Source organism: Paraburkholderia sp. FW306-2-2C-D06C, from assembly GCF_058781505.1.
Genome location: NZ_JBYSWU010000024.1, coordinates 80,443 through 100,146 on the forward strand (window position 1 = coordinate 80,443; position 19,704 = coordinate 100,146).

General features: G+C 62.4%; 18 protein-coding genes and 1 pseudogene. 12 read left to right on the forward strand and 7 right to left on the reverse strand.

All coding sequences use genetic code 11. The features are described from left to right. The 3 genes and pseudogenes from AC3WLT_RS19450 to cobM all read left to right on the forward strand — a co-directional run. A pseudogene (locus tag AC3WLT_RS19450) lies at nt 1–187 on the forward strand (cobalt-precorrin-5B (C(1))-methyltransferase); the annotation flags it as partial. Further along, nucleotides 184–909: a cobalt-precorrin-6A reductase gene (locus AC3WLT_RS19455; protein WP_492593320.1), complete on the forward strand. Its 726-nt coding sequence runs from the start codon at nt 184–186 to the stop codon at nt 907–909. The pseudogene AC3WLT_RS19450 and the gene AC3WLT_RS19455, both read left to right, overlap by 4 nt. Nucleotides 910–955: 46 nt before the next feature. Further along, nucleotides 956–1,681 carry a precorrin-4 C(11)-methyltransferase gene (cobM, locus tag AC3WLT_RS19460; protein ID WP_492593321.1) on the forward strand — a complete coding sequence of 242 codons (726 nt, stop codon included), beginning with the start codon at nt 956–958 and terminating at the stop codon, nt 1,679–1,681. A gap of 68 nt (nt 1,682–1,749) precedes the next feature. Here the strand turns inward: cobM and metE are convergent, their stop codons facing one another. Further along, nucleotides 1,750–4,080, reverse strand: a complete 2,331-nt coding sequence (gene metE / locus AC3WLT_RS19465; RefSeq protein ID WP_492593322.1) for a 5-methyltetrahydropteroyltriglutamate--homocysteine S-methyltransferase — start codon at nt 4,078–4,080, stop codon at nt 1,750–1,752. A gap of 139 nt (nt 4,081–4,219) precedes the next feature. Between metE and AC3WLT_RS19470 the strand changes: the two genes are divergently transcribed. Further along, nucleotides 4,220–5,143, forward strand: coding sequence for a LysR family transcriptional regulator (locus tag AC3WLT_RS19470; RefSeq protein ID WP_492593323.1), 924 nt, complete (start codon nt 4,220–4,222; stop codon nt 5,141–5,143). Between the two features lie 22 nt (nt 5,144–5,165). Next, on the forward strand, nt 5,166–5,402 hold the full coding sequence (locus tag AC3WLT_RS19475; protein WP_492593324.1) for a hypothetical protein: 237 nt from the start codon (nt 5,166–5,168) through the stop codon (nt 5,400–5,402). On the opposite strand, the gene AC3WLT_RS19480 is transcribed toward AC3WLT_RS19475, so the two are convergent. After that, complete coding sequence (locus AC3WLT_RS19480) at nt 5,374–6,867, reverse strand: MDR family MFS transporter (RefSeq protein WP_492593325.1); 1,494 nt, start codon at nt 6,865–6,867, stop codon at nt 5,374–5,376. The genes AC3WLT_RS19475 and AC3WLT_RS19480 overlap by 29 nt on opposite strands. Before the next feature lie 239 nt (nt 6,868–7,106). Between AC3WLT_RS19480 and AC3WLT_RS19485 the strand changes: the two genes are divergently transcribed. Both AC3WLT_RS19485 and AC3WLT_RS19490 read left to right on the forward strand, forming a co-directional pair. Further along, the gene (locus AC3WLT_RS19485) at nt 7,107–7,367 is read left to right on the forward strand and encodes a DUF1488 family protein (protein WP_492593326.1); all 261 of its coding nucleotides are present in this window, start codon (nt 7,107–7,109) and stop codon (nt 7,365–7,367) included. Between the two features lie 297 nt (nt 7,368–7,664). Then, nucleotides 7,665–8,174, forward strand: a complete 510-nt coding sequence (locus tag AC3WLT_RS19490) for a lipocalin-like domain-containing protein (protein ID WP_492593327.1) — start codon at nt 7,665–7,667, stop codon at nt 8,172–8,174. An 83-nt stretch (nt 8,175–8,257) separates the two neighbouring features. On the opposite strand, the gene AC3WLT_RS19495 is transcribed toward AC3WLT_RS19490, so the two are convergent. Beyond that, on the reverse strand, nt 8,258–9,904 hold the full coding sequence (locus tag AC3WLT_RS19495) for an NRAMP family divalent metal transporter (protein ID WP_492593328.1): 1,647 nt from the start codon (nt 9,902–9,904) through the stop codon (nt 8,258–8,260). A 129-nt stretch (nt 9,905–10,033) separates the two neighbouring features. Further along, entirely contained in the window at nt 10,034–10,174 is a 141-nt protein-coding gene (locus AC3WLT_RS19500) for a hypothetical protein (protein WP_492593329.1), read from the reverse strand. 1,061 nt (nt 10,175–11,235) lie between these two features. On the opposite strand from AC3WLT_RS19500, the gene AC3WLT_RS19505 reads away from it, so the two are divergent. Both AC3WLT_RS19505 and AC3WLT_RS19510 read left to right on the forward strand, forming a co-directional pair. After that, nucleotides 11,236–11,499 carry a hypothetical protein gene (locus tag AC3WLT_RS19505; protein WP_492593330.1) on the forward strand — a complete coding sequence of 88 codons (264 nt, stop codon included), beginning with the start codon at nt 11,236–11,238 and terminating at the stop codon, nt 11,497–11,499. A 90-nt stretch (nt 11,500–11,589) separates the two neighbouring features. Further along, nucleotides 11,590–13,092, forward strand: a complete 1,503-nt coding sequence (locus AC3WLT_RS19510) for a carbohydrate porin (protein WP_492593331.1) — start codon at nt 11,590–11,592, stop codon at nt 13,090–13,092. 98 nt (nt 13,093–13,190) lie between these two features. Here the strand turns inward: AC3WLT_RS19510 and AC3WLT_RS19515 are convergent, their stop codons facing one another. Further along, a complete protein-coding gene (locus AC3WLT_RS19515; RefSeq protein WP_492593332.1) occupies nt 13,191–13,313 on the reverse strand; it encodes a hypothetical protein in 123 nt (40 codons plus the stop codon). A 116-nt stretch (nt 13,314–13,429) separates the two neighbouring features. Here AC3WLT_RS19515 and AC3WLT_RS19520 point away from each other — a divergent pair, with 116 nt between their 5' ends. The 3 genes from AC3WLT_RS19520 to AC3WLT_RS19530 all read left to right on the forward strand — a co-directional run bounded on the left by AC3WLT_RS19520 (nt 13,430) and on the right by AC3WLT_RS19530 (nt 16,876). After that, a complete protein-coding gene (locus AC3WLT_RS19520; protein WP_492593333.1) occupies nt 13,430–14,284 on the forward strand; it encodes a CPBP family glutamic-type intramembrane protease in 855 nt (284 codons plus the stop codon). 542 nt (nt 14,285–14,826) lie between these two features. Then, on the forward strand, nt 14,827–16,455 hold the full coding sequence (locus tag AC3WLT_RS19525) for a glycoside hydrolase family 28 protein (protein ID WP_492593334.1): 1,629 nt from the start codon (nt 14,827–14,829) through the stop codon (nt 16,453–16,455). Nucleotides 16,456–16,642: 187 nt separating this feature from the next. Beyond that, nucleotides 16,643–16,876, forward strand: coding sequence for a DUF6566 family protein (locus AC3WLT_RS19530; protein WP_492593335.1), 234 nt, complete (start codon nt 16,643–16,645; stop codon nt 16,874–16,876). 86 nt (nt 16,877–16,962) lie between these two features. Here AC3WLT_RS19530 and AC3WLT_RS19535 read toward each other — a convergent pair whose 3' ends face one another. Both AC3WLT_RS19535 and AC3WLT_RS19540 read right to left on the reverse strand, forming a co-directional pair. Further along, complete coding sequence (locus AC3WLT_RS19535) at nt 16,963–18,321, reverse strand: MFS transporter (RefSeq protein WP_492593336.1); 1,359 nt, start codon at nt 18,319–18,321, stop codon at nt 16,963–16,965. Nucleotides 18,322–18,385: 64 nt separating this feature from the next. Next, nucleotides 18,386–19,603: a porin gene (locus AC3WLT_RS19540; protein ID WP_492593337.1), complete on the reverse strand. Its 1,218-nt coding sequence runs from the start codon at nt 19,601–19,603 to the stop codon at nt 18,386–18,388. Nucleotides 19,604–19,704: the final 101 nt, after the last annotated feature.

Consider the following 19,704-nt stretch of genomic DNA (forward strand, 5'->3'; position numbering starts at 1 on the left):
GGCGGCGATCCGCGCGGCCAATACGAGTCAGCAGGCGGCGACATTGGCGCGCGCGCAAAACGTGCCGCTCGGCGATATCGTCTGCCGGCATGCGCTCGCGGTGGCGCGCGATATCGTGCCGCCGCAGGTCGCCGTCGAAATGTTCGCGATCGACCGCCAGGGCAATCTGATCGGAGCCGCGCGATGATGCGCATCCTGCTGCTCGGCGGCACCGGCGACGCCTTGAAGGTCGCGCGTCAACTCGGGCCCGATCACGTGTACAGTCTCGCCGGGCTCGGCAAGGTGCCGGACGATCTGGCGTGTGCGGTGCGCGTCGGCGGCTTTGGCGGCAGTGCGGGAATGGCGCGCTACATCGAACAGGAACGCATTGGCCTCGTGATCGACGCGACCCACCCGTACGCCGCGCAAATCAGTGCGAATGCCATGCAAGCGAGCCGTGCCGCGCGGGTGCCGTGCTGGGCGCTGCGCCGCCCGGGCTGGCATCCGCAAGACGGCGACGATTGGCGCATGGTCGACGACTGGCGCGAACTGGCCGCGGTGCTCGCCGCGTTCAAGCGGCCGCTCTTCACGCTCGGGCGTGAACCGCTCGCGCATCTCGACGAGATCCCGCCGCATCAGTTCTGGACCGTGCGCTGTCTCGATCCACATGAAGGCAACGCGCGCGCGCGGATTCTGGCGACACGCGGCCCATTTATGCTCGAAGGCGAGCGTGCGCTTTTCAGCGCCGAAGCGTTCGACGTCGTGGTCAGCAAAAACAGCGGCGGCAGCGCTACCGAAGCGAAACTCGAAGTCGCGCGCGAACGCGGCCTGCCGGTCGTGATGCTGCGGCGGCCCGAGTTGCCCGCAGCCGACCGCGAATTCGGCGACGTGGCCGAGTTGCTCGGCGCATGGCGGCGCATATCCTCCTGAACGGTGCGTCGATGACGTGCCGATCGAATGAATCACGGAGTACGGAATGACGGTGTTTTTTATCGGCGCGGGTCCCGGCGACCCGGAATTGATCACGGTGAAAGGGCAGCGCCTCGTGCGCAGTTGCCCGGTGATCCTGTATGCGGGCTCGCTCGTGCCGGCCGCCGTGCTGGAAGGTCATGCCGCGGACCAGGTCGTCAATACTGCCGAACTCGACCTCGATCAGATCGTCGCGTTGCTCAAAACGGCGCACGAGAAAGGCCAGGACGTGGCGCGCGTGCACTCGGGCGACCCGTCGTTATACGGCGCGATTGGCGAGCAGATCCGCAGACTGCGCGAACTGAACATTCCGTACGAGATCGTGCCCGGCGTGACCGCGACCGCCGCGTGCGCGGCGGCGCTCGGCTGCGAACTCACGCTGCCCGGCATTTCGCAAACGCTGATCCTCACGCGCTACGCGAGCAAAACGGCGATGCCCGAAGGCGAGGAACTCGGCGACCTCGCGAGGCATCGCGCGACGATGGCGATTCACCTCGGCGTACGGCATCTCGCGCGTATCGTCGATGAATTGCGGCCGCATTACGGCGGCGACTGTCCGATCGCGGTGATCTATCGCGCGAGCTGGCCGGATGAAGAAAAGCTCACGGGCACGCTCGACGACATCGTCGGCAAGGTGCAATCGACCCACATCGAGCGCACGGCGCTGATTCTGGTGGGGCAGGTGCTCGCCGCGGAAGGATTCGCGGAATCCACGTTGTACGCAAAGGGCTGATCCGTACGCGCAGGCGCAGCCCATCCGCTCGACACCACGATTCACGGATGGGCCCTGCGGATATCAAATCACACCGTCAATTCAGCAGGCTGGGCAGCGGGATGTTCGTCAGCCTGCTCATTAGCCTGCTTCACCGCCAGCTTCACGCGCAACGCCTTGGCCGCCTGAACCATATTGGTCAACGCGGCTTCCGTTTCAGGCCAGCCGCGCGTCTTCAGCCCGCAATCCGGATTGACCCACAGGCGCCCGGCGGGGATCACTTCACACGCGCGTTCCAGCAGCCGCTGCATCGCTTCGACACTCGGCACGCGCGGCGAATGGATATCGTAGACGCCCGGTCCGATCTCGTTCGGATACGCGAATTCGCCGAAGCCGTCGAGCAGCTCCATCGCCGAACGGGAGGTCTCGATCGTGATGACGTCCGCGTCCATGGCGGCGATCGACGGCAAAATGTCGTTGAACTCCGAATAGCACATGTGCGTGTGAATCTGCGTCTGATCGGCGACGCCCGCCGCCGAAATGCGGAACACACGCGTCGCCCATTCCAGATACGCGGCCCAATCGGACTTGCGCAGCGGCAAGCCTTCGCGGAACGCCGGTTCGTCGATCTGAACGATGCGGATGCCGGCTTTTTCGAGGTCCATCACTTCATCGCGGATCGCGAGCGCGAGTTGCAACGCGGTGGTGGAGCGCGGCTGGTCGTCGCGCACGAACGACCATTGCAGCATCGTCACCGGGCCGGTCAGCATGCCTTTCATCAGGCGCTGCGTGAGCGATTGCGCGTAGCGGGCCGTCTCGACCGTCATCGGTTCGGGACGATAGACGTCGCCATAGATGATCGGCGGCTTCACGCAGCGCGAGCCGTAACTCTGCACCCAGCCGTTTTCCGTGAACGCGTAGCCCCACAATTGCTCGCCGAAGTATTCGACCATGTCGTTGCGCTCGGCTTCGCCGTGCACCAGCACGTCGAGCCCGAGCTCTTCCTGCTTGCGCACGGCGATTTCGATTTCGGCGCGCATCCGTTGCAGATAGTCGAGCGCGCGCAGTTCGCCGCGTTTATAGGCTGCGCGCGCCTGGCGGATCGCCGGCGTTTGCGGGAACGAGCCGATCGTGGTGGTCGGCAGCGGCGGCAGGCCGAGCGCTTCGCGCTGCACGCGGTTGCGTTCGGCGAACGGGCTGTTGCGCTCCGCCATCGCGGCGGTCACGGCGGCGACGCGTTTTTGCACCAGCGTATTGACGACCGCGCTCGAATGGCGGCGTGCTTCCAGCGCCAGGCCGGCGGCTGCGAGCTTCGGTTCAGCGGCGGCCGGATCGCGCAAGGCCAGCGCAATCGTGCTGATTTCAGCGAGTTTTTCAGTGGCGAAGGCGAGCCACGATTTCAGGTCGGCGCCGAGCTTCTTCTCCGCATCGAGCGAAACCGGCACATGCAGCAGCGAGCACGACGACGCCACCCAGAGACGCTCGCCAAGCTCCGCATGCAGCGCCTGCAACGACTCGACGATGCCGCCGAGATCGGCGCGCCAGATATTGCGGCCGTCGATCACACCCGCCGACAACACCGCGTTCGCCGGCAATGCCGTGCGCCAGGCGGCGAGTTGTTGCGGCGCGCGCACCAGATCGATATGGATGCCCGCCACCGGCAGCTTCGCGACGCGCTGCGCATGGTTCGCGGCGGTGTCGAAGTAAGTCGCGAGCAGTACTTTGACGCCTGCTGTGCCGAGCACCTCATAGGCCGCGGACAATGCGTCGAGCCATTCGGCGGGCAGATCGGCGCATAACGCCGGTTCATCCAGCTGCACCCATTCGATGCCGCGTTGCTTCAGCTTGTCGAGAATACGGCTGTAGCGGATCACGAGTTCAGGCAGCAGCGATAAACGGTCGAAACCGGCGACATGACTCTTCGACAGCCACAGATACGTGATCGGCCCGATCAATACCGGCTTGACCGGCAGATTCAGCGCGAGCGCTTCGTCGATCTCGTCGAAAAGCCATTCGACGCCGCCGTTGAAGGTCGTATCCGGTCCGAGTTCCGGCACGAGGTAGTGGTAGTTCGTATCGAACCACTTGGTCATCTCCATCGCCGGTTGCTCGTGATTGCCGCGCGCGAGTTCGTAGTACTGGCCGAGCGACAAAGCCTGTGGATCGAAGCCGAAGCGCTCCGGCAATGCGCCGAGCAGCGCGCTCAGATTGAGCATCTGATCGTAGTAAGCGAAATCGCCCACGGTGACGAAATCCAGTCTGGCGTCGTGCTGCAATTGCCAATGGCGGGCGCGCAATTCTCTCGCGACGCCGCGCAGACAGGTTTCATCGGATTCGCCGCGCCAGAACGATTCCTGCGCGAACTTCAGTTCACGCTGCGCGCCGATGCGCGGAAAACCGGGGATGTGCGTGCGGGCCATATGGGCTCCTTATGCGTTGTATGAATTGGCGCCCAGTTTGAAAGTCGCGCTATGATTCATCAAGCGACATGTTTTCACCAATGTATGAGCCACATTCATATCCTATTCAGTCCGACCGTTGTTAGCGCGGAGCACCGGCATGCTTGAGCTTCGCCATTTGCGTTCGCTGATCGCCATCGCCGATTCCGGCAAGCTGGTGGCGGCGGCCGAACGCGTTCATCTGAGCCAGTCCGCGTTGTCGCATCAGATCCGCGATATCGAAGCGCATTACGAGGTGTCGCTATTCGAGCGCACCAGGCAGGGTTTGCGCTTCACCGCGGCCGGCGAGCGGCTGCTCGCGCTGGGCCGCGAGACGATTGCCGCGGTCAGTGCGGCCGAACGCGATCTCGTCCGCCTGAAGGGCGACACGCGCGGCGAGTTGCGCATCGTGCTGGAATGCCATACCTGTTTCGACTGGCTGATGCCGGTGATGGACGAATTCCGCCGGCGCTGGCCAGAGGTCGAAGTCGATCTGGTCGCTGGGTTTCATGCGGACCCGCTGCGTTTGCTGAGCGACGGCACGGCCGACGTGGTGATCGGTTCGAAACCGGCGAGCAAGCGCAGCCTACATATCGCGCCGCTGTTCCGCTTCGAGATTCTCGTGGTGATGGCCAACGAGCACCGCTTGCGCAACAAGCGCCGCGTGGTGTCGGACGATCTGCGCGACGAGACGCTGATTACCTATCCGGTGCCCGAAGCGCGCATCGATCTGATCCGCGAGGTGCTGGAGCCGGCGGGCATCAAGCTGGAGCGGCGCACGGCCGAGTTGACCATTGCCATCATGCAACTGGTGGCGAGCCGCCGCGGGATTGCGGCGCTGCCGAACTGGGGCGTGAAGAACTACGTCGATCACGACTACGTGCTGGCTAAACGCGTGGGCACGCAAGGCTTGTGGAGCGAGCTCTATGCGGTCGCGGCCAAGGGCTTTGCAAGCCGGCCTTACTTCGACGACTTCGTCACGATCGTGCGCGATACCTGCGCGGCGCAGTTGGACGGCATCGAATTGCTGGCGGCGCAAGCGTGAGTCTGGGCGATCGCGGCGTGCGATGACGGTCAGCGATCCGCGCTTTCTGGTGGCGGCCGCCGAACAGGAAGCGGGGATCGCCATGGTGTCCCGGCTGAGCGCCGCCGATGCCTTGACGAGCGGGCGTGTCGAAGTCTTGCCGCAGGTGCCCGGATTTGCGCTTGCGCCGCTCTGGTTGATGCGCTCATCGCAGCCCGCGCGTGCCGCGACGGCCGAACCGCGGCGCGTTCTCAGTCTTCGAGCGGCGAGAGCGCTTTGAGCGGGGCCTTTTTAGCGCCCCCGATGTTGATCGCGGGGACGAAAGCCAGCAGCACCACGACAAAAATCGCGATCGCGAAGATCGACGTGAAGGTCAGGTGAAGCGACTGATGCAGCACCTGACGGATCGCATCGCTATCGCCGAGACTCGCCGTCTGATTCTGCAGCAGCGCTTTCAGCTGGTCCGAGGTGACCGCGGCGACATTCTTCGAGTGACTGAGACCGAAGTTGAGCACCGCGCCGAACAGCGTCGCGCCAAGCGTGCTGCCGAGATTGCGCGAAAAGAGATTCGACGCGGTGGCGCTGCCGCGCTCGTTCATCTCGACGATCTCCTGGATCATCACCAGCGAACTCACGCTCGAGGTGCCCATGCCGAAGCCGATGATGAGCGAACCGAAAGCAGCGATCAGCGGCGAGCTGCCGGGCGAGAGCATCAGCAGCAAGACGGCGCCGAGCGGTATGAACGCGCTGCCGCCGAGCAGAATGCGCCGCAGTCCGACGCGGTGAAACGATTTCGCCGCGAGCGTCGCGCCGGCCGGCCAGCCCACCATCATCATCGTCAGCGCGAGACCGGCGACCACGGGCGAACGATGCAGCACGCCCTGCACGTACATCGGCAGGAAGGTGGTGGCGCCCATCAGGATCGTGCCCGACAGCAGCGTCGCGCCATTGCACGCGGCAATCGGCCGGCGGCTCCACAGCGCAAAGGAGATCATCGGCTCGGCGGCGCGGCGCTCCTGCATCGCGAAGAACAGCAGGCACAGCGTGAACACGCCGCCCGCGATCGCTGCCTTCGCGACGTCGTCGTCGCCCGCGTAAGTCAGCGACGTCATCAGCGCGGCAATCGCGGCCATGAAGAGCGCGGCGCCGGCAAAATCGATCGACGGGCGCGCATGCCGCTCCGATTCGCGCAGGAACGCGATGAAGCCCGCCGCCGACGCGAGGCCGATCGGCACATTCATCCAGAAGATCCAGGCCCACGACAGGTTGTGAATGATGAAGCCGCCCACCATCGGCCCGACCACCGCCGAAATCGCCCACACGCTCGCCAGATAGCCTTGCACCTTACCGCGTTCGCGCGCCGGATAGAGGTCGGCGACGATGGTCAGCGTGACCGGCTGGATGGCCCCGGCGCCCACGCCCTGGATCAGCCGGAACACGATCATCGCGGGCATCGACCAGGCGAAGCCGGCGAGCACCGAGCCGAGCAGAAAGATCGCGATGCCGGCAAGCATGACGGGTTTGCGTCCGTACAGGTCGGCGAGCTTGCCGAACGCCACGGTCATGGCGGTCTGGGTGAGCAGGAACGACGAAAAGACCCAGCTATACAGATGCAGATCGCCGAGTTGCGCGACGATCTGCGGCATGGCGGTGGACACGATGGTGGCTTCGATGGCGACCATCGCCATGGAAGCCATGACGGCGGCGATGACAAGAGGACGCGACGATTGCGGGCTGCGGGACATGGGGCGATAGTATTAGGATGTTAGGCACGTCAGGCGGCGTGACAGGCTACTGAACCGGCAACATGAGCCGGCAACATGAGCGCCGCGACGCATAAACGGCGGCCGCACGAATGCGGCCGATGTCGAGTATGCACCTTGCGGAGAATGTGCGCTGCGCGTGAGGCGATATGGTGCGGTACAGCAAACGCGGCACGGCGCTTGCGCGTTCGACGCTTTCTTTCGACAGATGGAGGGTAATCATGAGAATCGAATTCACCGGACGCCGCGAAGTGGTGGCGGCTGCGCGCGTTGCCTTCGAAGCCAACGTTGATGGGGCCGGCGTCTGGTGCAGTGTGTCGCTCGATGCGTTGAACGACCATTTCGGCAACGACGGCACATCGGCTCACAATCTCGTTGGCACCTTCGAGGCAAATCGCGCACAGATCGAAAACGCTACGCGTCGGGTGCTCGAAAAAAACGGCGGACGGTCCGTGGAACTCGAGACCGGCGACTTCAATTGAGGCCGTGCGGTATCTAAACTTTGCAACGGTGCGAGGTCCGGCGCAGTCGTGCCGGATCCGCGACGGGTGGGAATCGACGCGATAGATTTTCGCCGGGAAAGCGCCTACGCTTCACAAACCACCCGAAGTCATTCCGGTTTCCTTCGCTGAAGTAATCGTCTTGCGCCAAAAGCCGGGACGAAATGCGCTAGAGACCCGGCCGGCACGCCGCGAGAGCCGCGGCGAATCTTTACGCAAGTGTTAGCGAAGCGCGACGGATTCGTCTGACTTCATGTCCTCGCGCGCGTGGGGAACGTCATGAAAGCAGCGTTCAGAACCATGGCCGCGATCGCGATGACGGTTGCCGCATCGTGTGCGCCCACGCCCAAGGCGTTTGCCCAGGCCGCGGCTGCGGCCAGTGTAGTGGGTTCGTGGTCGCTGGTTTCGCTGACCGAGGCAAAGAGCGGCAATGAAGCAGAACTGCTTGGACCGCATCCGCAGGGGCAACTCATTTTCGGCAGTGACGGCCGCTATGTGCTGGTCGTGCTCCGCGCCGATCTGCCGAAATTCGCATCGGGCAATCGACAGCTAGGCACGGCGGAAGAGAACGAAAAAATCATCCGGGGCAACGTCGCGCATTTCGGCACTTATACCGTCGACCCGGTAGCGCAAGCGATCGTGTTCCACATCCAGAAAAGTACCTTTCCGAACTGGGACGCCGATGTTCAACGGCGTCCGTTCATGTTGGACGGTGACCGGCTCACGTACATCACGCCCGGCGCCTTCGGATATGGATCGTCGAAAGTCGTATGGCAACGGATGAAATAGACGGCGTACAGGCCGGCGCCGCCGCTTCTTGCGGCAGCGCGGCTCCGTACTCTCCACGTGTTCTGTCTTTGTCTTGCTCCGGTCTATTTCAGGAACGTCATCTGCACCACCTTCACGATGACCAGTGCGACCGCCAGCACCAGATAGCCGCGCAGTAAGCCCATCCAGACACGCTTGGCCAGCGTGAGGTTCGGCGCAGGCAGTTCGTCCAGCGGCGGCATGCGCCACGTATCGCGGGCGCTTTTCGGCTGCGCCTCTGCCTGGCTGTCGACCGCTTCACCTCGAAACTTGCGAATCCCGGCCGTGACGGCGTAGCCGACGACGGTCAGCAGCGTCCCGCCGGCGAGTAGTTCGAGAATCGTTTCGCCGCTGATATCCGGGTACATCACCGAGGCGGTGAGAATGATCGACAGCATCACCAGTACGCAGACAACGGCGCCGGTGAACAGATTGAGCTTCTTCGAATTGACCCACGGGCCAAGCACGGCCTTGTCGTTGCACAGCAGCAGCAAAAATACGGTGGCGCTTGGGAGCAGCACGCCTGCGAGCGTTTGCACCGCTTCGGTCAACAGACCGAGCGGGCTGCCGGGAATCAGCACCAGCGCCGCCGCGGCGGCAACGATGCCGAAGTACACGAGGTAGAAACCCTTGGCATCGGACACGCTGCGATGCAACGAGTGGCGAATCTTGAACACGTCGCCGATGGCGTACGCGGTCGACAGCGACACCGCGGCAGCGCCGATGATGCAGGCGTCGAGCAGGGCCACCGCAAAGAGGACGGCCGAGGTCCTGCCGGCATACTTTTCGAGGCCGCCGATGACGCCGCCGGCGTCCGTGAAATTGCCGAACTCCGGCTTGCCGGCGTACAGCGCGGCGCAGAACGAAACCATCGCCACCGCGCCGATCAGCACGAACACAATGCCGATCCACAGGTCCGCTTTCTCGTACTTCATGAAGCGCGGCGTGATGCGTTTGTCGACAATGTAGCTTTGCTGGAAAAAGAGTTGCCACGGCGCGACGGTGGTGCCGACGATGCCGATGACAAGCAGCATCACATCGCTCAGCTTCGAATGGGCGGGCCAGCTCGGCACGAAGAAATCGCGCGTCATCTGGCCGACCGGCGGGTGAATCGATACGAGCACCGGCACGAGCAACAGGCTCAATAGGCAGAGCACGATGGCGAAGCGTTCGAAGCGTCTGAAACTTCCCGTACTGACGGCGGCCATGGTCAGCGCGACAGCGATGCAAACGCCGGCAATCTTGGAGAGGCCGAAGAAATCGAGCACGAATGTGATGCCGATGAACTCGGTCACGATCGTCAGCGCATTGAGAATGAACAGGTCAATGACGCTGAACGCGCCCCAGAATTTGCCGAAGCGCTCGAAGATGAGCCGCGCGTGGCCGACGCCGGTCACGGCGCCCAGTCTCAGCACCATTTCCTGATTGACGAAGAGGACGGGGACCAGCAACAGCATGGTCCACAGCAGCGTGGTGCCGTAGTTTTGCCCGGCCTGGGTGTAGGTGCCGAAGGCGCCTGCATCGTTGTCGCCGACCATCACGATGAGGCCCGGCCCCAGGATGGCCAGCAGCGTACGGAAGCGCGCCCACCAGTTGTTGCGCGGCGCCGTGTCGTGGTGAGCGATGGTGCCCAGAGCACCCCGGATGTCGCCGACGTGCGCCGAATCGAGCACGGCGCTCCGCGTGGTTGAGACTTGAGTTGGAGTAGACATTTTGCTTTCTTCTCTTAGGCTGATTTTTGAAATGACAATGCGCATCTCCGGCATACGTAAGGGCATAGGTCAAGGGCGTGAGTCGTGCACCGACGGCGTCGCTTGCGTATGACGGAAGAGGGCGCGAGCTTACGAAAGAAGAATCTTGAAATGCTGCCAGACGGCGACGAATTTGGAAGGTTCAGGCGCGTGCAGGGCAAGCATGCCGTCGTAGAAGACGCGCGATTCCTGGACGTGCGGCAGTTTCGACAGGAGGAGGCCGAAAATCATGATATTTCTCCGTGCGTGTATGGCTTAACGCGTGGCTCAACGCGCTGTTTGACGCGTCGTTTGACGCGGTTCGCGGAAAGCCGGCAGACGGAGAGGTCGTGCGCATCAGGCGCGGTGACGCAGGTCTACTCGCTTTCCTCGGACAAAAGTAAAAACAGAGGTGTGCGGCATATGGGGTAACTGTCGCTGTCCGGCATGGCGGCTCCTTATCGGCGTCTGCTGCGCGCGCCTGTTAGGCACGTGCTTGTCCACGCGTCAGCCCGCGCCGCTGAATCGAAAGGGCGCGAACGAACGCTGTCGCGAGTTTGACGCTCGCGACGCGGTGCCATACGGACGCGCGTGATCGCTGCGGCCATGTGGCGCTAATCAAGGTGCACGGAGAGGGTAACTACGGCGCGCACCGTCTGCCTTGAGGCAAGACGGCGGCTGGGTGAAGAGAGCGCGGACGTCCTGCCGGTCAGGCAGCGAAACTGTTCGAAGGTCGACTACTGCAGGTGTCCAAGGCATTCGCCCCGTTTGTGAAGATGCGCGAATTTTAGGCGTCGCTTGAATCCAAAGTCAACACGATTCGTTAAGCAGACCACATATAACTTTTTCGCCCCCCAATCTGCCCTCTGAAATGACCGGTATGAAATGAAAATGAAAGATTTGGCGCCGCCGTTAATCCGAAAACGGCCTCGCATGTGAGGGCAGTGCCGACAGTTTCGGAGTGCGATGCCTTTATGCTTTTTTTACTTGCGGTTCTGAACGAGTGCCGAATACAATCCGCCCGTCTTATCAAAAGGAGTCCCCCGTGGACGCATGCTCCAGTAGTGGAAGTCCGATGCCGGCCTGTGCCGGCGAAGCAACCGCGAGATAGCGACCGCAGGAACATTCCTTCGCCGCTAACTCGCTTTGGTCGGGTTAGCGCGCTTCATCACTGACTGGCTTTCTGCCGGTCTGTCAGCAGCACGCTCTCTCTGTTTGGCCGCCTGTCGCAAGCCTGCTTGCGAGGCGCAGTCACGTCGCAATCACGTCTTTACACGTCGCCCGGCCAGGTCGGGCTGGACGGGAGTGAGCTTATGTTCGTCAAATCATTTGCTACGTTTTTCGGTGGCGCGGTGCACTCGCCGCGCCTTCAGCGTCTTGCCTGCAGGGTGCTGCATTCGCACATCCGCACGAACTGGGCGGCGCGCATGGTCCATATCGGCGACCCGCTAACGCCCAGCGGCTACGCAATTCTGGCAATGACGGTTGCTGCCGTCGCGCTGGCCGCGATGTTGTCCACCTCATCCGTCGGTAATGAACTCAACCGTACGTTACGACTGAGCTGGTGGTTCTCCTGAGCGGAGGGCGGGTTCACGGTCCCGCCACATTCCGCGTGTCATATCCATGGAATAAGGCTATTCCGCACGATAACTTTGCTTCCACTTGCCATGAAAAAGAACCTCAAAACCACATTGCTGACCTCCGGCGGTCCCCTCAGCCTGTCCCTGCTGCTGTCATTCGGCGTCGTGCAGCCTGCCCTCGCTCAGACGAGCGGCGAACCTGCGCCGGCAGCAACGGCGAATGAGGCTGCGCCGTCATCGGCGGCGGGAACTGACAACGCGGCGAAGGCGGACCAGGCACCACCTGCGCCGACCGGGTTCTGGGATCGCTCGAATCTGTTCGGCGATATGGGTGGGCTGCGCCCGTGGCTCGGCAACTACGGCGTAACCGTCAATCTCCAGGAAACCAGCGAGTATCTGAACAATCTGTCCGGCGGCGTGAAGCGCGGCGGCGCCTATGATGGCCTGACCCAGTTCGGGTTAGTCGTGGATACGCAAAAGGCATTCGGGTTGCCGGGCGGTACCTTCAATGTGTCAGCGCTTCAGATTCACGGCAGCAGTATCAGTCAACGCAACTTGCTGACCCTGCAAAGCGCGAGCGGTATCGAAGCCGAGGATACGACGCGGCTGTGGGAGCTCTGGTATCAGCAGTCGGTGCTGGCGGGCAAGATGGATGTGAAGGTGGGGCAGCAGAGCCTCGACCAGGAATTCATGGTGAGCCAGTACGCGAACTCGTTCGTGAACCTGACATTCGGGTGGCCGATCCTGCCGTCGGCCGATATGCCTGCCGGCGGCCCGGCGTATCCGCTTTCGTCGCTGGGTGTGCGCGTGCGCGCGAAACCGTCCGATGCATGGACCGTGCTGGCCGGCGTGTTCGACGGCAACCCGGCGGGCAGCGATGTGGGCGATCCGCAGCAGTTGAATCATCACGGGACGAACTTCAATCTGCGTAACGGCGCGCTCTTTATCGGCGAGGTGCAGTACGCGATCAACCAGCCGCCGGCCGATGCATCGGCTGCGCAACCGGCCGGACTGCCGGGAACCTACAAGCTGGGCTTCTGGTACAACACGCAGCGTTTTGCGGACCCGCGCTTCGATACCGCCGGGCAGTCCCTGGCGAGTCCGGCGAGCACGGGCGTGGCGGCGAGCCATCGGGGCAACTACAGCTTTTATGCCGTGGCCGACCAGATGGTCTGGCGGCCGAGCGCGGACAGCCCCCAATCGGTGGGGGTCTTCGCGCGGATCATGGGTGCGCCGGGCGACCGCAATCTGGTCGACCTTGGCGTGAACGCAGGCGTCACGCTAAAAGCGCCTTTCAAGGGACGCGACAATGACGTTGTCGGCCTCGCCGTAGGCTACGCGAAGATCGGTTCGCACGCGCAAGGGCTCGCCGGCGATACGGCCTCGCTGACGCCGGCGGGCTATCCGTCGCGCAGTGCCGAAACCATCGTCGAGGCGACCTACCAGTATCAGGTCACCCCCTGGTGGCTGTTGCAAGCGGACTTCCAGTACGCGTTCCGGCCTGCGGGTGGCATTCCGAATCCCGACAATCCGTCGCAACGGGTCGGCAACGAAGCGGTGGTGGGGGTACGGACCAACATCGTGTTCTGATACGTATCGGCGGACACTTGCGCCGGCGAGCGTGATGCCCTCGAGCAGAATCGCGACCAGCGCGGCGTGACGCCGGTCGGTTTCATATCCCCGATCTGCTAGACGGCGGTTTGCCCGCCTTCATGGGCACCGCGCAGCAGCCGGTCGAGCGCCGCACGTGGCTCGTCCGGCAACGCTTCCAGGAACAGCCGGTACGCTTCGCGCTGGGCACGAGTTGCCACGGATGCACACAATTTTTCGAGCGCGGCGGCCGACGGTAGCAGTACGCTTCAGCCTGACGAATCTATGTTCAGACAATTCGCCTGGGTTTCCGGGCGATCAACGCTTGGGAGCCGACATGTTTGCATTACCGTGGGTTGCAATTTTCCTTGCCGTGCCGGCGACGTGGTTGTCCGCTATTCGATGGCTGAGTCTGGGGCTACTCATCCTGGGCTATGGCGCTGCGCTGGCGAATGGGCCGCTCGGATTCCGGGCGGCGATCCCCGTCGCGTTGCTTCTCCTTGCCGCCTATGCCGTACGGCAAAACCGCAAGGCGCATGTCCAATACATCGGGCACACGCTGTTCATTGCGCTCGCCATTGCATTAAGCATGCATTGGTTACCCGGCTTTCATAACCCGCGGGTCATCGGACCGGAGCGTTTTACGCCGGATGCCGTGCCGTTCACGATGTATCTCAACCTCGACAAACCTCTGATCGGTTTCTGGCTGCTGTTGGTTTTGCCCTGGATTCGGCCTCAGTACGCGCTGCGTACGTCGTTGACAGCAGGTATCGGCGGATTACTGATTACGGCGGTGACTTGCCTGACCGGGGCCGTATTGCTCGGACTCGTCACGTGGGCGCCCAAATGGCCGTCCGTCAGCTGGCTGTGGCTGCTGAACAATCTGCTCCTCGTGACTGTCACCGAGGAGGCCTTGTTCCGCGGCTATCTGCAGGGTGGCCTAAGCCGCCTGCTCAAGCAGCGATCCTACGCAGACGCGCTTGCCCTTTGCGCAGCAGCGGCATTGTTCGGGCTGGCGCACATAGCAGGTGGATGGCAATGGATGGTGCTGGGAGGCCTCGCAGGAATTGGGTATGGCCTGGCTTATCGCTTCGGCGGACTTCAGGCCGCGGTGCTGGCCCATTTTGGCCTGAACGTGCTGCACTTTTTCCTGTTGACGTATCCGATGCTTCAGCCGGCAGGCCAGTCCTGAATCTCCTTCAATATTCGCTGTCTGGTGTCACCTCTTCGAAAATAGCGGCCTGCGTCCGCTAAGCGACGAACCGGGAAACTTGCTGCCTTAGCGTAAAAAATCCGGTTCTTGAGGGCGCGCTCTCGATACTCAGGTCGCGTTGCTCGCACTTGCTTGCGCAGTTATCTGTCGCGGTCCATAGAACAGTCTTGTTAGCGACTCTAAGCCTGAATCACAGGTCGAACCGGAAACGGAAAAGTAATTTACCGTTTTGCGGAAACTGGGCCCTCGACAGCTACCGCGATGCGTTGTGCCGACATTCCCTCACAAGAAAATAAGGAAATCCTGAATGAAACGGACCGCAGTTTTTAAAGATTTGCACCGTAATATCTCGTAGGCGATGTGTTCAGCGCGCCGGCTTGAGCAAACGTTTGCGCACAAGAAGGAATGACGGACCTGCACATCGGCTATTGCGGAGTTAACGACGTTCTACTGCTGTGAATTGCAATCGCATCATCAGCCAATCGCCGTTGGGGTAGCTGTAACTACAAGAGGAAAAACAATTGAAAAATCTCGAATCAACACTCAGGGAATCGCATTGCATGACGCCTGTGTTGCGCGTCACGATTTGCGCGTTGGTGCTGTCGGCTGCGCTGTCTGCTGAATCCGTTTCAGCGGCGAGTACGTCGACGGATTCATCGACGCCCGTCACGACGCAATGGGGTACAGTCAACGAACCGTCATTGCCTACGACGGTTTGCAAGCCGCTCGCCGCATCGCTTACGCCCGTCAACGGCTCGATCGATTCGCTGGATGCGAACGCGTCATCGTCCCAACCGGATACGTCACGCATCCAGGCCGCGATCGACGCATGCCCGTCCGGCCAGGCAGTCAAACTCACGAAGGGCACCTCGGGCGAATCGGCCTTTCTCAGCGGTCCGCTTAAGCTCAAATCGGGGGTGTCGTTGTGGATCGATCAGGGCGTGACGCTTTTCGCGTCGCGCAACCCCGCTGACTTTGACAATGGCGTGGGGACGTGCGGCACCGCGACGACGTCGAACACCAAATCGTGCAACCCGCTCATTCTCGCGAAGAGCACGGCGGGCAGCTCGATCGTAGGCGACGGCACCATCGACGGCCGCGGCGGCAGCCTGCTCACCAGCGGTCCGAATGCGGGCGCGCGTACCTGGTGGGATGTCGCGTACCAGAACAAGACGGCGGGGCTCAACCAGCAGAATCCGCGGCTCGTGCAGATAACGGGCGGTTCCACATTCACGCTCTATCGCATTACGTTGCAGAATTCGCCGAACTTTCACGTGGTCACCGATGGCGTCGCTGGCGTGACGGCATGGAACATCAAGATCCTTACCCCGAGCCTCGCGTATAGCGTCAGCGGTTACGCCTGTCCGAACGGCACTACGCCAGACAAGATCACGCCCGCCACCTGTTTTACGCCGGATACCGCGAAGAATACGGATGGTTTCGATCCCGGCCAGTCGAGCAATGTGCTGCTCGCCTACTCGTACATCAGCACGGGTGACGACCATGTGGCGATCAAGGCAAGCGGATCACCGGGCAGCAACAACCTGACGTTCGCGCACAACCACCTCTACTACGGACACGGCATGTCGATCGGGAGCGAGACGAATGCCGGCGTGAGCAACGTGGCTGTCGCCGACATAACGATCGACGGCAACGACAGTTCGAACGGAAACGGCTTGCGTATCAAGTCGGATTCATCGCGTGGCGGCAAGGTGAGCAACGTCACGTACAGCCAGGTGTGCATGCGCAATGTTGCGCAGCCGCTGGTATTCAATCCGTTCTACAGTTCATCGACGGGCACACTGTATCCGAACTTCACCGGCATCACGATCAGCGGTTTGCACTATCTGGGCAGCACGAAATACGGTGGCGGTCATGTCACGTTCGAGGGATACGAGAAGAACAGTCAAAAGAATCCGCTCGTGATTACGCTGGACAATGTCGTGTTCGACAGCAAGCAGCCGACTTTCGACAAGGACATCGCGACGCACTATACGCTCGGTCCGGGTCCTGTGAGCTTTTCGAATGAGATTGTGACTTCGACGTCGAATGATGTGACGGTGTCGGGTTCGCCGGGCAATGCGACGCCCGTCGATTGCAGCAGCGCGTTCGTTCCGCTCAATTCTGTGCTGCCGGCTTCGCCTATCTGAGCAACCCGAGTCTTGTTATGAATGCAAGCCGTGCTTTGATTTTATCGAGCGCGGCTTGCGTTTTTGCTTCTGCTCCTGGCGAGTGCGCGTTAGCTGATATCCGCACTAAACTTGAACCACTAACCGCCCTCCGAACCGTCGGCAAAAAAGATCGACGATGCGTAACGAACAGGCACTGGGACACGTCATGCAACCGCATACCTTCACTCATCGAGGCTACGAGATCACCGTCCACCCGGAACAAAACGAATTCGGCGCATGGCAAGCAAAAGTAAGCGTACGCCGGTCTACGGAGACGGTCGCGGAATTCCACCCGGAAACGGTCCAGCCGGAATGGTTGACGCAGGAGGAAGCGGTACGCGATGGATTGGAGCGGGCCACACGCCTGATCGATCGAAAGCTTGAGGGGCCGCTGGTATAGGTGCCTGAGGCGCCTGGATCGGCGCACAACAACGTGAACGGCAACGTGCCCCGAAGCTCGCTAACCTGCGGGGCACGTCGTGCGCTTCAGTGCCCGAACGACTCGGTCTTCGAGGCCGGAATCGAGGACACGTGCGGCCGTGCAACCTGCTTCAGCAGCAAGGCCACGCAAGCAATCACACCCGCGGCTGCTACCGTCGCGAAGATTCCGGCGAACGTGAAGTGGCGCCGCGTCAGTTCGGCGACGAGGAACGATCCCGCGATGCCGCCGAAGCGTCCGATCCCCAGCATCCACGCCACGCCCGTGCCGCGTCCTTGCGTCGGATAGAACGCAGCGGCCAGCGCCGGCATCGACGACTGCGCGGTATTCATCAGCACGCCCGCGACGAACACGACGAACACCAGCGCGCCCACGTTGCCGACCGCCTGGCCGATGAAATAGACGCTCACCGCGGTCAGCGCATAGCAGGCCGCGATGATGCGGTTCGCGTTGAAGCGGTCCATCAGCACGCCGCACAGCACGGCGCCCACGCCGCCGAGCGGGAACAGGGCCGAGATCAGCGTCGCGCGCTGCGGCGTGAGGCCGGCGTCCTTCAGCAGGATCGGCATCCAGTTGATCGACGCATAGAAAATCACGAGGCCCATGAAGTACGCGACCCAAAGCATCACGGAGCCGATGATGTACGAGCGCGACAGCACCACGCCGAGGCCCTTGCCGCCCGTTTGCGGAGCGTTCTCGGTCATCATGAACGTGCCGGCTTGCGATGCTTCGGCGGAAATCCGCGCCAGTGCCGCGCGAATCCGCTCGACCGGCTGATTGTTCGCGACCATGTAGCGCACGGACTCCGGCATTTTCAGCAGCAGCACGACCAACAACAGCAGCGGCGTAACGCCGCCGAGCAGCAGTACGCTGCGCCAGCCGAAATGCGGAATCATCCACGCGGCGAGAAAGCCTCCGAACGCCGCGCCCAGCGGAAAGCCGCAGAACATCAGATTGATCAGCGTGGCGCGGCGGCGGTCCGGACAGTACTCGCCCATCATCGTGACGGCGTTCGGCATGGCCGCGCCGAGACCGACGCCGGTGATGAAGCGCAGCGTCGTCAATTGCCCGATGCTGGTGGAGAAAGACGAGCCGAGGCACGCCACGCCGAACAGCAGGACCGAGCCGAGCAGCATCGAGCGCCGCCCGAGCCGGTCGGACAGCGGCCCTGAGCCGAGCGCGCCGCATGCAAGGCCGAACAGCGCCGCGCTGAGCACGGGCGCGAGCGCCGGTTTGGTGATGCCCCATTCGGCGATCAGCGACGGTGCAATGAAGCCGATCGCTGCCGTGTCAAAGCCGTCCAGCAGGACGACGATGAAACACATGAAAAAAATCAGCCACTGAAACGGCGAAAAGGGGTGCTCGTTGATGAAGGTCTGAACGTTGACGGTGGCGGTGCGGCTCATGATCTGTCTCCTGACTGCGTGGAGGCCCGTCGTACCGAGCCGTCCTTCTTACTCTGTGCGCCGATTAGAAGCGGTGCACGATGCCGACGCCTGCCGCGAACTGGCTGCGCGACGATGACGGCGCGCTCTGGAAGCCGTCGCCGATCGTCGCGGTGGCGGTAATGATGTGGCCCGAGCCCGCGGTGCCGAGCGTGTTGCCGTTCGTCCGCTGGAACGCCTGCAGCGCGTAGAGACCGGTGCGCTTCGACAACGCATAGTATTCCGACAGATTGACCTGCTGGTACTGCGCCGAGCTCGTGATGCCGTTCGCCTTCGTGGCGCGCGTGTAGCTGTAGCCGGTTGCGAAGTCCCATGCAACCAACGGCTTCCAGTGCAGCACGACGCCGCCCGTGTTGAAGACCGCCGTATCGTGGAAGCTCGATCCTACCCCCGGAATGTACTGTACGTTCGAGTATGCAGCCGACACATCCCAGCCGTTGCCGAAGTTATAGCCGCCGGTGACCGCGAAGCGCTGCTGCGCCTGGGCCGTCTGGTAGCCGTTGGTCACGGCCGACACGCCTGCTTGAGCGCCGTTGTTCGACACGGTCGAATTCGCGCCGAAGGTGCCGCCGCCCACGGTCGAATTGTTCAGGCGCATGAAGCCGACCGCCACGCCGACCGGGCCGTTGATGTACTGGATCGCGCCGCTCCACGTGGAGCCGCGGTTCAGGCTGCCGGGCACGCCGCCGAGCGAATACGAGCCGCTGAATGTGAAGCCGTACAGCTTCGGCGATGTATAGACCAGCGAATTGTTCGCGCGGTAGATCGTGTCGAGTGCGTCGACGTCGCCCGCGTGCGCGCCGTAGAAACCGGTGAGCCACGTCGTCGGGCTATACGGCGAGAGCAACGAGTAGTACGCCGTGTATTGACGGCCCGCGGTGAAGGTGCCGTAAGTCGGATTCGTCACGCCGACCAGCGCCTGGCGGCCGAACATCGCATTCGTATACTGCTGCGCGCCGTTGGTGGAGGAGAAACCGGATTCCAGCTGAAAGATCGCCTTGGTGCCGCCGCCGAGATCTTCCGCACCTTTCAGGCCGAAGCGGCTGCCGGCCCACACACCCGACACCATACTGAGATTCGACCGGCCACCCGTTGTCGAACCACGCGACGTCTGGCTGCTTTGATACGAGAGACCCGCATCGACGACGCCGTACAGTGTGACGCTGCTTTGCGCGAATGCCGGCGTGCCGGCGAGTGCCGTGACCGCGCAGGCGACGCGGGTCAATGCGATGGTGTGCTTCATGTGAACGATTCTCCCGTGAACCTGACTGTGACGACCGGTGGTAGCCCAGTCGTCATATTTTTTTGCTTGAATGATGTTCGTATATCGAACTCTGATTCAAT